This window comes from Pleomorphomonas sp. PLEO (genome assembly GCF_041320595.1).
Lineage (GTDB): Bacteria > Pseudomonadota > Alphaproteobacteria > Rhizobiales > Pleomorphomonadaceae > Pleomorphomonas.
On the sequence record NZ_CP166625.1, the window covers coordinates 2,223,715 to 2,237,388 of the forward strand.

Below are 13,674 nucleotides of genomic sequence, written 5' to 3' on the forward strand. Positions count from 1 at the left end.
CAGAGTTCGAAACCCAGAAGCACCCGTCCTCAAGGATTGTGACGCTCCCTCACGCCGCGCTCAGTTCCTTCACGAAGTCCTGCACCTGATGCCGGAGGTCGCGCGACTGGGTGTCGAGCTGCTCGGAGAGGGTCATCAGCTGGGTGGCGGCGGTGCCGGTGAGTTCGGCGGCGGCGCCGACGCCGGTGATGGTGTTGGTCACGTCGGAGGTGCCGGAGGCGGCACGCTGGGTGTTCTGGGCGATTTCGTCGGTGGCGGCGCCCTGTTCCTCGACGGCGCCGGCGATCGCCTCGGAGGTGTGCTGGATGGTGTCGATGGTCTGGACGATGCGTGAGATGGACTCGACGGCGAGGTTGGTCGCCGACTGAACCTCGGCGATCTTGCGGCCGATCTCGCCGGTGGCCTTGGCGGTCTGCTCGGCGAGCTGCTTGACCTCGGCGGCGACGACGGCAAAGCCCTTGCCCATCTCGCCGGCGCGGGCCGCCTCGATGGTGGCGTTCAGCGCCAGCAGGTTGGTCTGCGCGGCGATATTGTTGATCAGCGTCACCACCTCGCCGATCTCCTGGGCGGAGACCGACAGGGCCTCGACGTTCTTGGCCGAGGTCTCGGCTTCGGCGGCGGCGTCACGGGCGATCTGCGAGGAATGCGACACCTGCTTGGAGATTTCCTGGATGGAGGCCGACAGCTCCTCGGCGCCGGCTGCCACGGTCTGCACGTTGGTCGAGGCTTCCTCGGCGGCGCCGGCCACCTGCTGGGCTTGCATGGCGGTTTCCTCGGCGGTGGCCGACAAGTCGCGGGCGCTGTTGGCCATCTCGCCGGATGATTTGCCGAAGCCGTCGGATAGCGCCTCGATGCGGGCGGCGAAATCGCGGGTGAGGGCGGCGGTCCGCTCCAGGCGTTCGCGCTCCACCGCCTGCCGGTTGGACATGTCGTTGCGCAGCTGATCGGCTTCCAGAAGGTTGCGCCGGACGACACTGAGCTCGGTGGCCATCTGGCCGAATTCGTCGCGCCGGGTGGCGCTGTCGCCGGATGTGGTAAGTTCGCCGCGCGCGATGGCCTGAAGCGAGCCAGAGATGGTCCGGACGCCGCTGGAAACGCTCCGTTCAATCTTGAAGCTGAAGATCAAGATGGCAACGAAGGCCACCAGCAGGAGGGAGATCGTCACCGTCTGGAAAGTGGCGGTGATGGCGTCGAAGGATTGATCGACCAGTTTCGCCTGCTTCTCGGCCAGCGTTCTGAGGGTGGCAAAATTCGTGGCGATTTCGGTGACCACGTCATCGATCTTGCCGTCGAGATCGCGAACGTCCTGGGTCATCTCCGCGGACTTGTCGAGCTTGGGCAGCATCTCGGTTTCGAATATGGAGGCCAACTGGTCGAGGGCCTTCTCGCCGGCGGTCAGCGCCGCCGCCTGATCGGGATCTGCGATCCAGGTTTTGAGGTTCTTGATAACGCCGCGTTCGGACTCGATGGCCTTGGCCCAGTCGCGCCGGCTGACATCGAGATCGCGGTTGATCTCGGTATCGGCGATGATGCGGTAGAGACGGGCACCGACGGCGCTGGCGTCGGCTGCTTCGTTGGCGTGGAGGGAGAGGGTCGCGCCCTCGTCCTGAAGCGTCCTGATCCACGTCAGGCTATACCAGGTTCCCAGCGATAGAACGAGCAGAAGGGTGGTGAAGACTACGAGCAGAGATCTCAACTGGAACTTGATCGACAGCATGTCTGAAACCCCGGCTTGATCGCGGTGATCTACCCGCCTTGAAAATAGCGCTGTTTCCAAGCGTATCGTGTTGAAGGGGTACTATTGCCGAAGGCATATAATTTTCGGTTACGCCGGCCATACTTGCCGATATCGGGCGGTGACGGATCCGCTGTTCTGCCTTTTGGATTTCAAGGTGTGGGGAGGGGCATCATGCGGTGGTTGCTTGGGGTTGCACATATAGCCACTTTTGCATGTGCTCTAGATGTAGTTGCGCTCAGTAAATATACCACCAAAGATTGCTGATGTTAATAGTGCGTAGCGTTAATTTTGCATCAATTGTTTATTGTTAACCCTAACTGGCCAAGCTTGGGACTTGTACCGATTAAGGTGCACAAAACCGATCTGTTGGCGGGGCAGGTGCCAACGGACATCGCCGTTGACGCCGAAGGGGTGCGAACCTGATCTGGTTCGCTCAGGAGGGGCTTATGGCGTTTCGTCTTCAGATTCGTGGCCAGTTGATGCTAGCATTTGGCGTCGTCATCGCTGGCGGTCTCGGCAGCGGTTTATTTGTCCAATTGGCCAACCAGACCCTGAAGCAGAATGTGGACTGGACGGTCCATACCTACGAGGTCATGCAAACCGCTGACAGTACCCTTGCCACGCTGGTCAATCAGGAGACCGGCATGCGCGGCTACCTAGTGACGGGCAACGAGGGGAACCTGGAGCCGCTCAAGGCCGGCGAGGCGGATTTCAAAGCCTCGTTCGATTTGGCCAAGAAGCTCACCAGCGACAATGCGAGCCAGCAGAAGCGCCTTTCCGACCTTTCCGATGAGGTTCAGGCGTGGCAGACCGACGTGTCGCACAAGGCCATCGCGCTGATGGCCAAGCCCGAAACGCAGGAGGCGGCGCGCGACATCGAGCGCCAAGGTCTGGGCAAGAAGAACTTCGACAAGATCCGTAGCATCATTTCCGAATTCAAGTCCGCCGAGGCCTCGTTGCTCGACAGCCGCGCCGCCGCCATGAGCACGGCCCAGAGCACCATCACGTTCGCGACCTTTACCTCGATCTTCCTCAGCCTTCTGATCGGTCTTGCCTCGGCATTCCTGCTCAACCGGCGCGTCGCCGCGCCGATCCGCGAGAGCATCGATGTCATGCGCGACATGCAGGCGGGCAATTACACCGTCAAGATCGCCTATGCCGATCGCGCCGACGAGATCGGCGCCATGAGCGCGGCGCTGAGCGCCTTCCGCGACGAACTGGCCCGTGCCGCCGAGATGCGCACGCAGCAGGAAGCCGCCCGGGAAAAGGCCGAAGCTTCGATCCGCGCTCGCGCCACCCTCGCCGAGCGCTTTGTCGGCCGCATGGAGGCCCTCGCCACGACGTTCGGCCGTTCGTCGAACACCATCGCCGACGCGGCGCGCAACCTGTCGGCGACCGCCGAGGAGACCTCGCGTCAGGCGCAGGCGGTTGCCGGCGCGGCCGAGGAAGCGGCGTCCAACGTGCAGACCGTCGCCGCCGGCACCGAGGAATTGTCGGCCTCCATCCGGGAAATTTCCGGCCAGGTCAGCAACTCCAACCGCATCTCGCAGGAGGCGGCCACCGCGGCGGGCCAGAGCGCGGACAACATCCAGAGCCTGGCGACCGCTGCCAACCAGATCGGCGAGGTGGTCGACCTGATTTCCAACATCGCCGCCCAGACCAACCTGCTGGCGCTCAATGCCACCATCGAGGCGGCCCGCGCCGGGGAGGCGGGCAAGGGCTTCGCTGTTGTTGCCGCCGAGGTGAAGCAACTGGCCGACCAGACCGCCAAGGCCACCGAGGAGATCGGCCGCAAGGTCGGCGAGATTCAGGTGGCCACGCATACCACGGTGGAATCGATGTCGCAGATCACCAAGACCATCGTGGCGATCCAGCAGGCCTCGCAAGCCATCGCGTCGGCGGTCGAGCAGCAGGGCGTTGCCACATCGGAAATCGCCCAGAACACCCAGCGCGCCGCGACCGGCACCACCGATGTCACGGCCAACATCTCTGGCGTCAGCAGCGCCGCCGAGGTGACCGGTGCCTCATCGGTCGAGCTGATGCGGCTGTCGGACGAGCTGACGACACAGGCCTCCAGCCTGCAGACGGAAGTCCAGCAGTTCGTGGAATCGCTGCGCGCCGCCTGATCGACGCCGAAACGCCTAAGATCATCATTTGGCCCGGCCATGCGCCGGGCCATTTTCATATCTGGGTCAATGCTCGTACTCGTGTGCCGATCAGATCAGCGGCGAGCATGGCTCGGGAGCGAGCAACGTCGTTTCGACCGACACGAAGTTGGAAAAATCAAAACCCACCATGTCGGCCTTGAACAGGTCGCTGGTCATGTAACGGTCGCTTTCGATCGCTGGGTCGGAACCCTGCGGGTAGTTGACGAGCGCGATGACTTTCGTGGGGGCGTCGGGAACGGTAAAGACGCCGTGGGTGGTGATGCCGAATGCCTTGAGGCTTTCGATGTGCTTGATCCAGATGGCGCGATAGGCCTCGGCGGCCTGGGCCGATTTCAGGGTGTAGATGCGGAGCTGAAATGTCTTCATGATGGTGTTCCTGTGAGAGGTTTCGGGGAAAATACCGTCAGGTCAGGGCGGCGATCTTCAGGTAGCCGGCGATCAGATCGCCCATGATGGTGCCGGCCGGCACGATGGTCCTCAGCAGTCCGAGATTCTGGCCGACGACGAGGCTGCCGTTCACGGTGTCGCCGTCGATGGCCGCCTTGCGAAGAGAACCGCTGCCCATCTGGCGAATGCGCGCCGACGCCTCGGCCTCCGGCAGCTCGCGCTCGATGCGCAGCATCGTATCGGTCAGGCCGTTGCGGATGCCGCGCACGCCGTCGCCAGCGGCAACGCCGGTGAGGACGGTGTCGCCCTCCGAGGCGGCGACGATGGCGATCTTGTAGTTGGCATGAATGGGGCATTCCTCGGCCACCAGGAAGGCGCTGCCGACCTCGACGCCGAGCGCGCCGAGCATGAAGGAGGCGGCGACGCCGCGCCCATCGGCGACGCCGCTGGAATTGATCACCGGGACGGACACCGCGTCGACCACCTGCGGGATCAGCGAGAAGGTGCCGGTGAAGCCGAAGATATGCCCACCGCCGTCGCAGCCTTTGACCGACAGGAAGTCGACGCCGGCTTCTTGATAGATTTTCGCTTCCGACACCGTCGCCACCTTGCCGATGGTGGTAACGCCGTGGCGCTTCAGCGCTTCGACATACAGGGGCAGCGTGTGGAAGAAATCGGGGAAGGTTTCGATCTCGATCACCTTGACCTGCTCGCGCAGCGCGATGTCCATCAGCTTGTCGGCGTCGGGCAGGCAGGTGATGATGTTCATGCCGAAAGGCGCGGCGGTGAGCGCCCTCACGGCGCGGATTTCGGCCTCCACGACGGCGGGCGGGCAAAAGCCCAGGCCCATGATGCCGAGGCCGCCGGCGTTCGAGACGGCGGCGGCCAGCCGGCTGTCGGAGGCCCAGGCCATCGGCCCTTGCAGGATCGGATAGCGGATGCCGAGCGTGTCGCAGATAATGTTGCCCATGATGCTCTCCTGCCCGCGCCGCCGGTGGCGCCGACAATGCCCCTTGCCGGGTCCGTATCGAATTTAATACCGAACGGGATCGTTTTGTTTTGTCTGCGAGGAAGCTAGGAGTATAGCTATGGAAGGTCAACAACTGAACGATCACGTTCAATAACGAACGCGAGATGAGGTGGGCATGGCGGGCGTGGACAGGGTGCGGACGAGGGGCGCGCGCACGGTGGAGCGCATCTTCGAGGCGGCGCGCCGGCTTTTTCTCAGCCACGGCGTTTCCGAAACGTCGATGGAGGCGATCGCCCAGGAGGCGGGCGTCAGCAAGGCGACGCTCTATTCCCACTATGGCAGCCGCGATGAGCTGTTCGCGGCGGTGATCTGGGCACTGGCCGCCGATCGCTTCTCGTCGATCGTACTATCGGGGAGCGTCGGCGCCGAGGATTTGCGCAAGAAGCTCGAGCATTTGGGCTTTGCCGTGCTCGATCTGCTGCTGTCGCCCGACACGGTGGCGTCCAACCGGATGGTCAGCGCCGAGGCCCGGCGGTTTCCCGATCTTGGCAAGCTGTTCTACGACAATGGGCCCGATCGGCTGAACGGCCGGCTGGCGGCGCTGTTCGAGACGGCCATGTCGGCCGGCCTCCTGCGCAGTTGCGACAGTCGCGACGCCGCCAAGCACTTCATCGGTCTGGTGCGCGGCGATTTGCAGCTGAGGGCGATGCTGGGCGACGAGGCGGCCCTGTCGGACGCCGAACGCCGGCACGCTGTGACCACCGGCGTCGACGTCTTTCTCGCCGCCTACGCGGTAGAGTAGCCCGTGCCGGCGCCGACGGACGAACCCACTGCCATCGGCCGCCCCTCAGCGCGTCGGGCTCCGAGGGGCGCGGCAAATCTCATTTGCCGTTTCCCGACGATGAGGCTTGCCGTTGGCGGGCTTCGGCGATCGCCGCGCGGAAGCCGTCGTAATCCAGCGTCGAGGTGATCAGCGGCCCGATCAGGTAAGTCGGCGTGCCCTGAAGGCCGAGCGCATCGGCCTGATCCATGTTGCGGGCCAAGAGAGCGGTGATGTCACTCTTCTTGGCTTCCAGATCGGCGTTTAGGCGCGGCATGTCGACGCCGGCCGCCGCGATGGCTTGCTGCATATCGTCGTGCGACACGGCGCGGCCAGGCATGGTCATCAACGCGTGGTGGGCGCGCTCGTAGGCGCCCTGGTAATGGGCCGCCAACGCCAGGCGGGCGCCGTAGACCGACGCCTGCGTCAGGATCGGCCAATCCTTGTAGACGAGGCGGATGTTGCCATCCTCGCGGACGGCGCGATCAAGGTCCGGCTCGGCCTTCTTGCAGAACGGGCAGTTGTAGTCGGCGAAGGCGACGATGGTGAGGTCCCCCTTGGGATTGCCGCCTTCGGGGGTGGCGGGATCGTGGAGAACGTCGTCAAGGCTCACTTTCGCGGCGAGGGCCGGACTAGATCCGATGCCGAGGACGGCGGCCAGTGTCGCCGTGGCGCCGGCAAGGAATGTGCGTCGTTGCATGGGAATCCCTTCGTGGAATTGTCAGGCGCCGGCGGCGGTGAGCCGCGCGGCCAGATCGGAGGCGCTGATGGCGCCGACCAGCCGCGAACCGGGGATTTCCCGCTTGTTGGCATCGAGCAGGAACAGGGCCGGCGGACCGACGACGCGGAAGCGTGCCATGAGTTCCTTGGCGTTGGCGGTTTGCGCCGTGATGTCGACGGCGATGCGGGGTGTTTTGGCGAGGCGGTCGCTGAACTCGGGCTGGGCGAGGATCTTTTCGTTGGACTTGCAGACGGTGCACCAGTCGGCGGTGAAGACGACGAGCACCGGCCGGCCGTCGGCGGCCTCGGCTATGAAGGCTCGATCGAAATCGCCCGGCCGCGTCAGGTGCAAGGCGGCGGTGTCGGTGGCCTGCCGGCCGGCCAGGAAGGCGAGCGGGCGTAAGGGATCGCTGCTGCCACCGGCCGCGCCGACGATCAGCACCGCGCCATAGAGCGCCACTGAGAGACCGGCCGCCTTGGCGAGGCGGGGGCGCCAAGAGCTCGTCCGCTCGATCCGGTCGAAGGCGCCCAGGAAGGCGGCGAAGGTGACGGCCCATACGCCCCAGAGCGCAAGTCCGGCTGGGGGAGGGGTGAGCCGCGTGCCCAGCATGATGGCGATGGCCAGGAACATGAAGCCGAAAATTCGCCGGAAACCGGCCAGCCAGGGGCCGGCCTTTGGCAGGAGGCGCGCCCCGAACGTGCCGGCCGCCAACAGCGGCAGGCCCATGCCAAGGCCGAGGGCGAACAGCGCCACGCCGCCGCGCGCGGCGTCGCCGGTGTCGATCGCATAGAGCATGGCGGCGGCCAGCGGCGGCGTGACGCAGGGTCCGACCACCAGCGCCGAGCCAAAGCCGAGCAGGGCGGCGCCGCCAATCGAGCCGCCGCGCACCGGCAGGCTGGCGATGCGGGTGGCGATGAAGGCCGGCAGCGACAGCTCGATCAGCCCGAACATGGCGAGCGCCAGCGCGACGAAGACGGCGGCCGACAGGCTCAGCACGAGCGGGGTTTGCAGGACGGCCTGGAGATTGGCGCCGCTCCAGCCGGCGATTAGGCCGGCAAGGCCATAGGCCGAGGCCATGGCCACCACATAGGCGGCCGACAGGCGAAAACCGCGCCATGCCGAGGGACGCCCCGCCGCGCCGACCAGCAGCCCTGACAGGATGGGGATCATCGGGAAGACGCAAGGGGTGAAGGCGAGCAGCAGGCCAAAGCCGACGAAGGCGGGCACGATGGTGAGCAGGCTGCCGGACAGCGCCGCCTCGGCCCCGGCATCCGCCGATGTCGCGTCCACGGCTTGGCCTTGGCTGTCCGGCGCGGGCGGTTCCTCGATCAACAGCGAGGCGCGCGGTCGCGGCGTCACCGCCAGCGCGGCGAGATCGACCTGGCTACGGATCGGCGGATAGCAGATGCCGGACTCGGCGCACCCCTGGTAGGTAACGTCGAGCGCGCCGCTTGGCGGCAGGCCGGCCACCGTCAGCGCGACATCGTCGTGGTAGACCTCAACCGGGCCGAAGTTGGGATCATCCTTGGTCTCGCCGGCTGGCGTGGCGAGGGCAACATCCCGCCCGGCGATCGTCGCCTTCAGGCTGTTCCGATAGAGGTAGGTGCTGGGCGCCACGGTCCAGGCGAGGCGGAGCGATCCGTCGTCTTCCCGGCTGGCGGTGAGCACGAACACCTTCTCCGCCGGAGGCGGCATCGTCGTCTCGGCCTGGGCGGCAAGGGCCGAAAACAGCAGCGGCAGAAGGAAAAGGAGGGCGAGCCTCGCCTTGATCGAATGGAACATACCGCCAGCTCCCACGCTTGTTTCCACCTGTTTCGTGGGGGAAAGTGTACATTTCCACCCCACTTTGAGGCGGTCGTAAGGCAAGCGAGGACCATCCGTGATCCGGCATGGAGGCGAGGCTGGGTGTGATCGAGCTGTCATCAAGGCCTCTTATCGGAGGCCTTGAATCTTGGTGGTATCGCAGCCGAAGCTATAGGCTAGATCGCCTTATTTCTTGGGAGCCGGACCGTACCCGAAAGTGAAGCTCGATCCAAATTTGCGGTATATGAATACTTTCCGCCCGGAATCCTGCAGCCCTTTAAATATGAAGCCATCAACAGATCCAGACGCCAACCGATTGACCTTGAAGCCCTGATATTCGCCGGGGCAGTCGGTCTTTGTGCCGATCATGACCACTTTAGGCGGGGCGCGTTTGCTGGTTTCAAACACCGGCTTTTCGTATTTTGCATCGGCCAATACTTGGCACTGTCCGGTGCCGATCGGCACATAACCGAACCCGCCGCTTGAGTTCGATGTTCCCGCGGCGAAAAGGGCGCCTGTGGTGCTCAAAAAAAGGATATTCGCGACAATAAGAACCTTCATTACATGCTCCTAGTGGTTAGTATATTTCACATATCGCATTGGTGTGACGACGCAAAAATCAAATATGTTTGAATTGGGCCTGTGTCTTAGGGAGTAGTCCTGTCCTTCAGCTTGGCTCTGGTAGGGTCCAGAAATCTATCACTCCGTCACATACCATTTCCTGTGGTTGGTCTGTTGCATAGGAGATGCGCTCCAGACCGCCACTCCTGGAACCGATTGCAATAGCCACCGCGCTATTATGCGTAAAATCCCAGAGATCCTCAATCCCTGAATGCGATCGTGCTGGCTATGTGCGGATGGCCTTCCCAATTCGCAGCGCGGAGCGTTCCGGCTGCGCTTGGATTAAACGCGCCAAGAATGACAGCGTCGCGCCGCCGCAAATATCGGAAATTGCTTCAGAGATTGGCCACTCCTCTTCGTCAGCCTCCGCGCGCCGCTCCTGCCTTGCCGGCTTCTGCTCATTAACGTTTTCTAAATAACGCCATCGAGTGGCATCGGTCTATTTCGCCTGGGGCGAAGCGTTGTGGACGTTAATGCCACAGTAAGGCGTGCTCTTGCGCGTTTCGTGTTGAGTGTTGGCAGATTACTATGCGTAAATCAGTGTCCATTTTTGGTTCGTGTTTCTGATTTTATTTCATATAAGCTGTTAATATTTCTTATGTTTTCTGATTTGTATGATTTTAGATTGAAGTCTGAATTTTCATATTTCGATGTGGTGGGATTGGTTTGGACGCGGGACCTCAGTGGCATACGAGAGCTAGGACAGATACAAAATGTCGACTTCTTCCAGCGTCATCAGCTCCGTTTCGTCGGCATCGAGTTACGCTTCATCCGATGTAAGCTCGATCGATTGGAGCGGGCTGATCGATGACCTTTACTCCGCCAAGCTCTCCGCCACTTCCGGCTACGACGACAAGATCTCGGTCAACGACCTCAAGATCTCCGCCTACAACGAGGCGATCGATTTGCTGGGGACGCTGCGGGGCGCTGCGTCCACCTTGCGCGCGGTCACCGATTCGACGGCCAGCAACGCCGACGTTTTTCTGGGCCGCAGTGCCTACCTGACCGGCACGGGAGGAGCAGACCCCAGTTCGGTTGTCACGGTGAGCGCCGAGCCGGGCGCGGCGCTGGCCACCTATGAACTGGCGGTCAATCAGCTGGCGACCAGCCACAAGGTCGCCAGCGGCGATTTCAGCTCATCGGCGTCGGCGCTTGGTCTGTCGGGCAGTTTTGCCATTGGCGTCGAAGGCGGGGAGGCCGCCACGATCGCCATCAACGAAGATATGTCGCTGGCCCAGATCGCCGCCACGATCAACCAGACCAGCGCGGCAAGCGGTGTGCGGGCAAGCGTGCTCAAGGTATCGGATGCGAGCTATCAGCTGATCGTCTCGACGTTGGAAACCGGGCAGACGCTATCGGTTTCCGACGGCGACGGCGTCCTCGCCGATCTCGGCATCGTTGACGATCGTGGCGCCTTCAGCGAGGAGCTGCAGGCCGGCAAGCCGGCCATCTTCACCATCGACGGGGTGACCGTTTCCCGATCGTCCAACGAAGTCGACGACGTGATCGATGGGCTGACCCTCTATCTCGTCGGGACGACCGGGACGGGGCAGGCGGTCAACCTGGAGATTGACCAGGATCTTTCCGAAGTCAAAAACGCGGTGGAGGCCTTCGCCGATGCCTACAATGCCTATCGCGCCTGGGCGCTGTCGCAGCAGGAGACGGCCTCAAGTGGCGGCGCTTCCGGCAAAGCGGTTTTGTTTGGCGACAGTACCATTCGCGCCATCAACCAGCAGCTCGGCTCGGCGCTGGCCTTCTCTTTCGACGATGTTTCCATGTCGTCGATCGGTCTCAGCTTCGACGGCAGCAACTATCTGGAATATGACGAAGCGACACTCAACAAAGCACTGAACGAGAATGTCGATATCGTCCAGCAGCTGTTCTCCTATAAATTTGAAAGTTCGTCGAGCGATCTTGGCATTCTCTATCGGGGCAGCAAGGCGCCCAGTACCTTCACCCTCGGCATCACGGTTGGCGACGACGGCAAGATCAGCGACGTCACCGTCGATGGAGAGCGGGGGCTGTTCACGGTCACCGGCACGGGGCACGGCCTCAAAGGCGCGGCGGGGACGGCCTATGAGGGCTATACCTTGGTGTTCAGCGGCAGCACCAGCCAGACCGTCACGGTCAAGCAGACCGCCGGCATTGCCGAGCAAATCTTCAACGCCGCCAAGGGAGCGACCGACGCCAGCTCCGGCTCCATCTACACGGTCTTGTCAAACCTGACCGACAAGAATGGCGACTATCAGAATCAGATCGAGCGCATCACCGACAGAGCCGACAGCTACAAGACGAACATGACGGCCCGCTACGCCCGTATCCGGGCAAACATCATCAAGGCGCAGGCCATGCTCGCCTACCTGAACGCGCTGATGGATGCCCAGGCCAAGAACTGAATCCGGCTGCCGGCCTGGAGTACCGCGCGGAAAACCGGCTCCCGCTTTTCCAGGAAATTCTCTAGACGATCGCCTTGGCGGTGAAGACGAACTGGCAGCGTACGCCGTCGGGGGCGGCGATCCAGTCGGCGCGGCCGGCCGGATCGTGGGCGAGGCTGTTGCGGATCAGCATCGAGCCGAAGCCCTTGCCGCCGGCATCCTTGACCGGCGGTCCGCCGGTTTCGCGCCAGTCGAGCGTGACCCGCGCGCCACCCTGATCGGGGCAGGGGGTGATGTCCCAACCGATGAACACCCGGCCTTCGGGCACCGATAGCGCGCCGTATTTCAGGGCGTTGGTGATCAGCTCGTGCAGGGCGAGGGCGACGCCGAGGCCGGTGCGCGGCGCCAGCTCGGCGTCGCCGTCCGCTTCGATGACGATCCGATCGTCCAATTGGTAGGTGATGGTGAAGGTGTCGCGGACAATCGTCTGAAGGCGGCTGTCCTGTGGGCCGGCCAGGATGCGCATCTGCGCCTGGTTGAGCGCGGAAATGCGTTCGACCAAGCTCTTGCGGGCCATTTCCAGCGATGTGGCGCGACGCAGCGTGTTCTCGGAGATGATCTGCATGATCGTCAGGATGTTCTTGACGCGATGGGCGCTCTCGCGCGCCACCATATCGAGCCGCTCCTCGATCTGCTTTCTCTGCGTCAGGTCGTGCACGGCGCCGAGAACGCGCTCGGGCTGGCCATAGGCATCGCGTACGATGGTGCCGCGCGCGCCGATCCAGGTGACCCGATCGCCTACCAGCAGCTTGAATTCGTGGGGTATCTCGATATCTGGGCTGACGCCGTTGGCCAGGCCGGTCATGCGAACGGCGTCATCGGGGTGGATGCGGCTCAACACGTCGTCCATCGACACGCCCTCGGGCGTATCCGGCAGTTGGAACAGTTCGCGGAACAGCTGTGTGCCGCGCACCCGGTTGCTCCGGAGGTCCCAATCGTAGGTGCCGAAGCCGCCGCCTTGCTGGGCGAGCTGTAGCAAGTCGGTTTGTCGCTGGAGATCGCGCTGGGCGCGCCAGCGTTCCGTCACGTCGTAGCCCTGCACGAAAATGCCCGTCACCTCGCCGCCGCCATCGCGGATCGGCTGGTAGACGAAGTCGACGTGCCTGAGTTCGGGCTGTGTCTTGCCCTCGCCTTGCAGCAGCACCGGCACGGCCTGTCCCGAATAGGGTTTGCCGGTCAGCCTGACGCGATCGAGGACGTCGATGAAGCCCTGCTCGACGATCTCCGGCAGCGCTTCGGCTATCCCCCGGCCGATCAGGTTGTCGCGGCCGACCAGCCGCCGATAGGCTTCGTTGGCCAGTTGGAAGGTGTGGGTCGGCCCCATCAGCGCGGCGATGAAGCCGGGGGCCTGCTCGAACAGATCGCGAAACAGGGCGATTTCGCCGAACAGCTTCTCGCTTGCCGCCTGCACGGCTTGCGCCCGCGCCAGCAGGCCGGATTCGGCCATGTTGGCGCGCGCATCGCGCTGGCGCAGGGTCTGAAGTTCCGTGACATCCTGGGTGTGCTGCAGAATATAGGCGAGCTCGCCCTGCTTGTTTCTGAGCGGCGTATGGGTGGCGCTCCAGAACCGGACCACCGGTGGCTCGCCGGGCCGGGAGGTGTTGTAGGGGATTAGCGCGATGTGGTCGGGCTGGTTTGTCGACAGCACCCGGTCGAACGATGTCGTCAGAATCCGATATTCGTCCGAAGCGGGATCGGCGGGGAAGGCCTCGAACAGCGGGCGGCCGATGATCTCGTCCCGGTCCTGGCGGCCAACAGTCTTCAAATAAGCATCATTGCAGCCGGCGATCACCAGCTCACGGGTAAAAATGACATAGGCGTTGGCCGACGCATTGAACAGATCCCTCAGATCGAGATCTTCCGCCGCCACATTGCTGAACATCAGGATCCCATTGAGTTGGAGGCATTCTAAGAATGACAAAAATATTTATATATTTCAATATGGAATGTTTATCCTAGCCCGGTCGCTGACGCTAGGAGATTCATGGGCGTAAGGGCGCGTGATAAACTG

General features: G+C 63.2%; 10 protein-coding genes. 3 read left to right on the plus strand and 7 right to left on the minus strand.

Annotation, left to right across the window (positions count from 1 at the left end):
• Positions 1 to 49: 49 nt before the first annotated feature.
• The gene (locus tag AB6N07_RS10335; protein ID WP_370677717.1) at positions 50 to 1,717 is read right to left on the minus strand and encodes a methyl-accepting chemotaxis protein; all 1,668 of its coding nucleotides are present in this window, start codon (positions 1,715 to 1,717) and stop codon (positions 50 to 52) included.
• A 467-nt stretch (positions 1,718 to 2,184) separates the two neighbouring features.
• On the opposite strand from AB6N07_RS10335, the gene AB6N07_RS10340 reads away from it, so the two are divergent.
• Positions 2,185 to 3,864 carry a methyl-accepting chemotaxis protein gene (locus AB6N07_RS10340; protein WP_370677718.1) on the plus strand — a complete coding sequence of 560 codons (1,680 nt, stop codon included), beginning with the start codon at positions 2,185 to 2,187 and terminating at the stop codon, positions 3,862 to 3,864.
• A 90-nt stretch (positions 3,865 to 3,954) separates the two neighbouring features.
• Here AB6N07_RS10340 and AB6N07_RS10345 read toward each other — a convergent pair whose 3' ends face one another.
• Together AB6N07_RS10345 and AB6N07_RS10350 are read right to left on the minus strand one after the other, a co-directional pair.
• Positions 3,955 to 4,272, minus strand: coding sequence for an NIPSNAP family protein (locus AB6N07_RS10345; RefSeq protein ID WP_370677719.1), 318 nt, complete (start codon positions 4,270 to 4,272; stop codon positions 3,955 to 3,957).
• Between the two features lie 37 nt (positions 4,273 to 4,309).
• Positions 4,310 to 5,263: an NAD(P)H-dependent flavin oxidoreductase gene (locus tag AB6N07_RS10350; RefSeq protein WP_370677720.1), complete on the minus strand. Its 954-nt coding sequence runs from the start codon at positions 5,261 to 5,263 to the stop codon at positions 4,310 to 4,312.
• 175 nt (positions 5,264 to 5,438) lie between these two features.
• On the opposite strand from AB6N07_RS10350, the gene AB6N07_RS10355 reads away from it, so the two are divergent.
• Complete coding sequence (locus AB6N07_RS10355) at positions 5,439 to 6,065, plus strand: TetR/AcrR family transcriptional regulator (protein WP_370677721.1); 627 nt, start codon at positions 5,439 to 5,441, stop codon at positions 6,063 to 6,065.
• A gap of 79 nt (positions 6,066 to 6,144) precedes the next feature.
• On the opposite strand, the gene AB6N07_RS10360 is transcribed toward AB6N07_RS10355, so the two are convergent.
• The 3 genes from AB6N07_RS10360 to AB6N07_RS10370 form a co-directional block, all read right to left on the minus strand.
• Positions 6,145 to 6,783, minus strand: a complete 639-nt coding sequence (locus AB6N07_RS10360; protein WP_370677722.1) for a DsbA family protein — start codon at positions 6,781 to 6,783, stop codon at positions 6,145 to 6,147.
• A 21-nt stretch (positions 6,784 to 6,804) separates the two neighbouring features.
• Entirely contained in the window at positions 6,805 to 8,586 is a 1,782-nt protein-coding gene (gene dsbD / locus AB6N07_RS10365) for a protein-disulfide reductase DsbD (RefSeq protein ID WP_370677723.1), read from the minus strand.
• 207 nt (positions 8,587 to 8,793) lie between these two features.
• On the minus strand, positions 8,794 to 9,168 hold the full coding sequence (locus AB6N07_RS10370) for a hypothetical protein (protein ID WP_370677724.1): 375 nt from the start codon (positions 9,166 to 9,168) through the stop codon (positions 8,794 to 8,796).
• Between the two features lie 773 nt (positions 9,169 to 9,941).
• Between AB6N07_RS10370 and fliD the strand changes: the two genes are divergently transcribed.
• A complete protein-coding gene (fliD, locus tag AB6N07_RS10375) occupies positions 9,942 to 11,624 on the plus strand; it encodes a flagellar filament capping protein FliD (protein ID WP_370677725.1) in 1,683 nt (560 codons plus the stop codon).
• A gap of 61 nt (positions 11,625 to 11,685) precedes the next feature.
• On the opposite strand, the gene AB6N07_RS10380 is transcribed toward fliD, so the two are convergent.
• Complete coding sequence (locus AB6N07_RS10380; protein WP_370677726.1) at positions 11,686 to 13,545, minus strand: PAS domain-containing protein; 1,860 nt, start codon at positions 13,543 to 13,545, stop codon at positions 11,686 to 11,688.
• Positions 13,546 to 13,674: the final 129 nt, after the last annotated feature.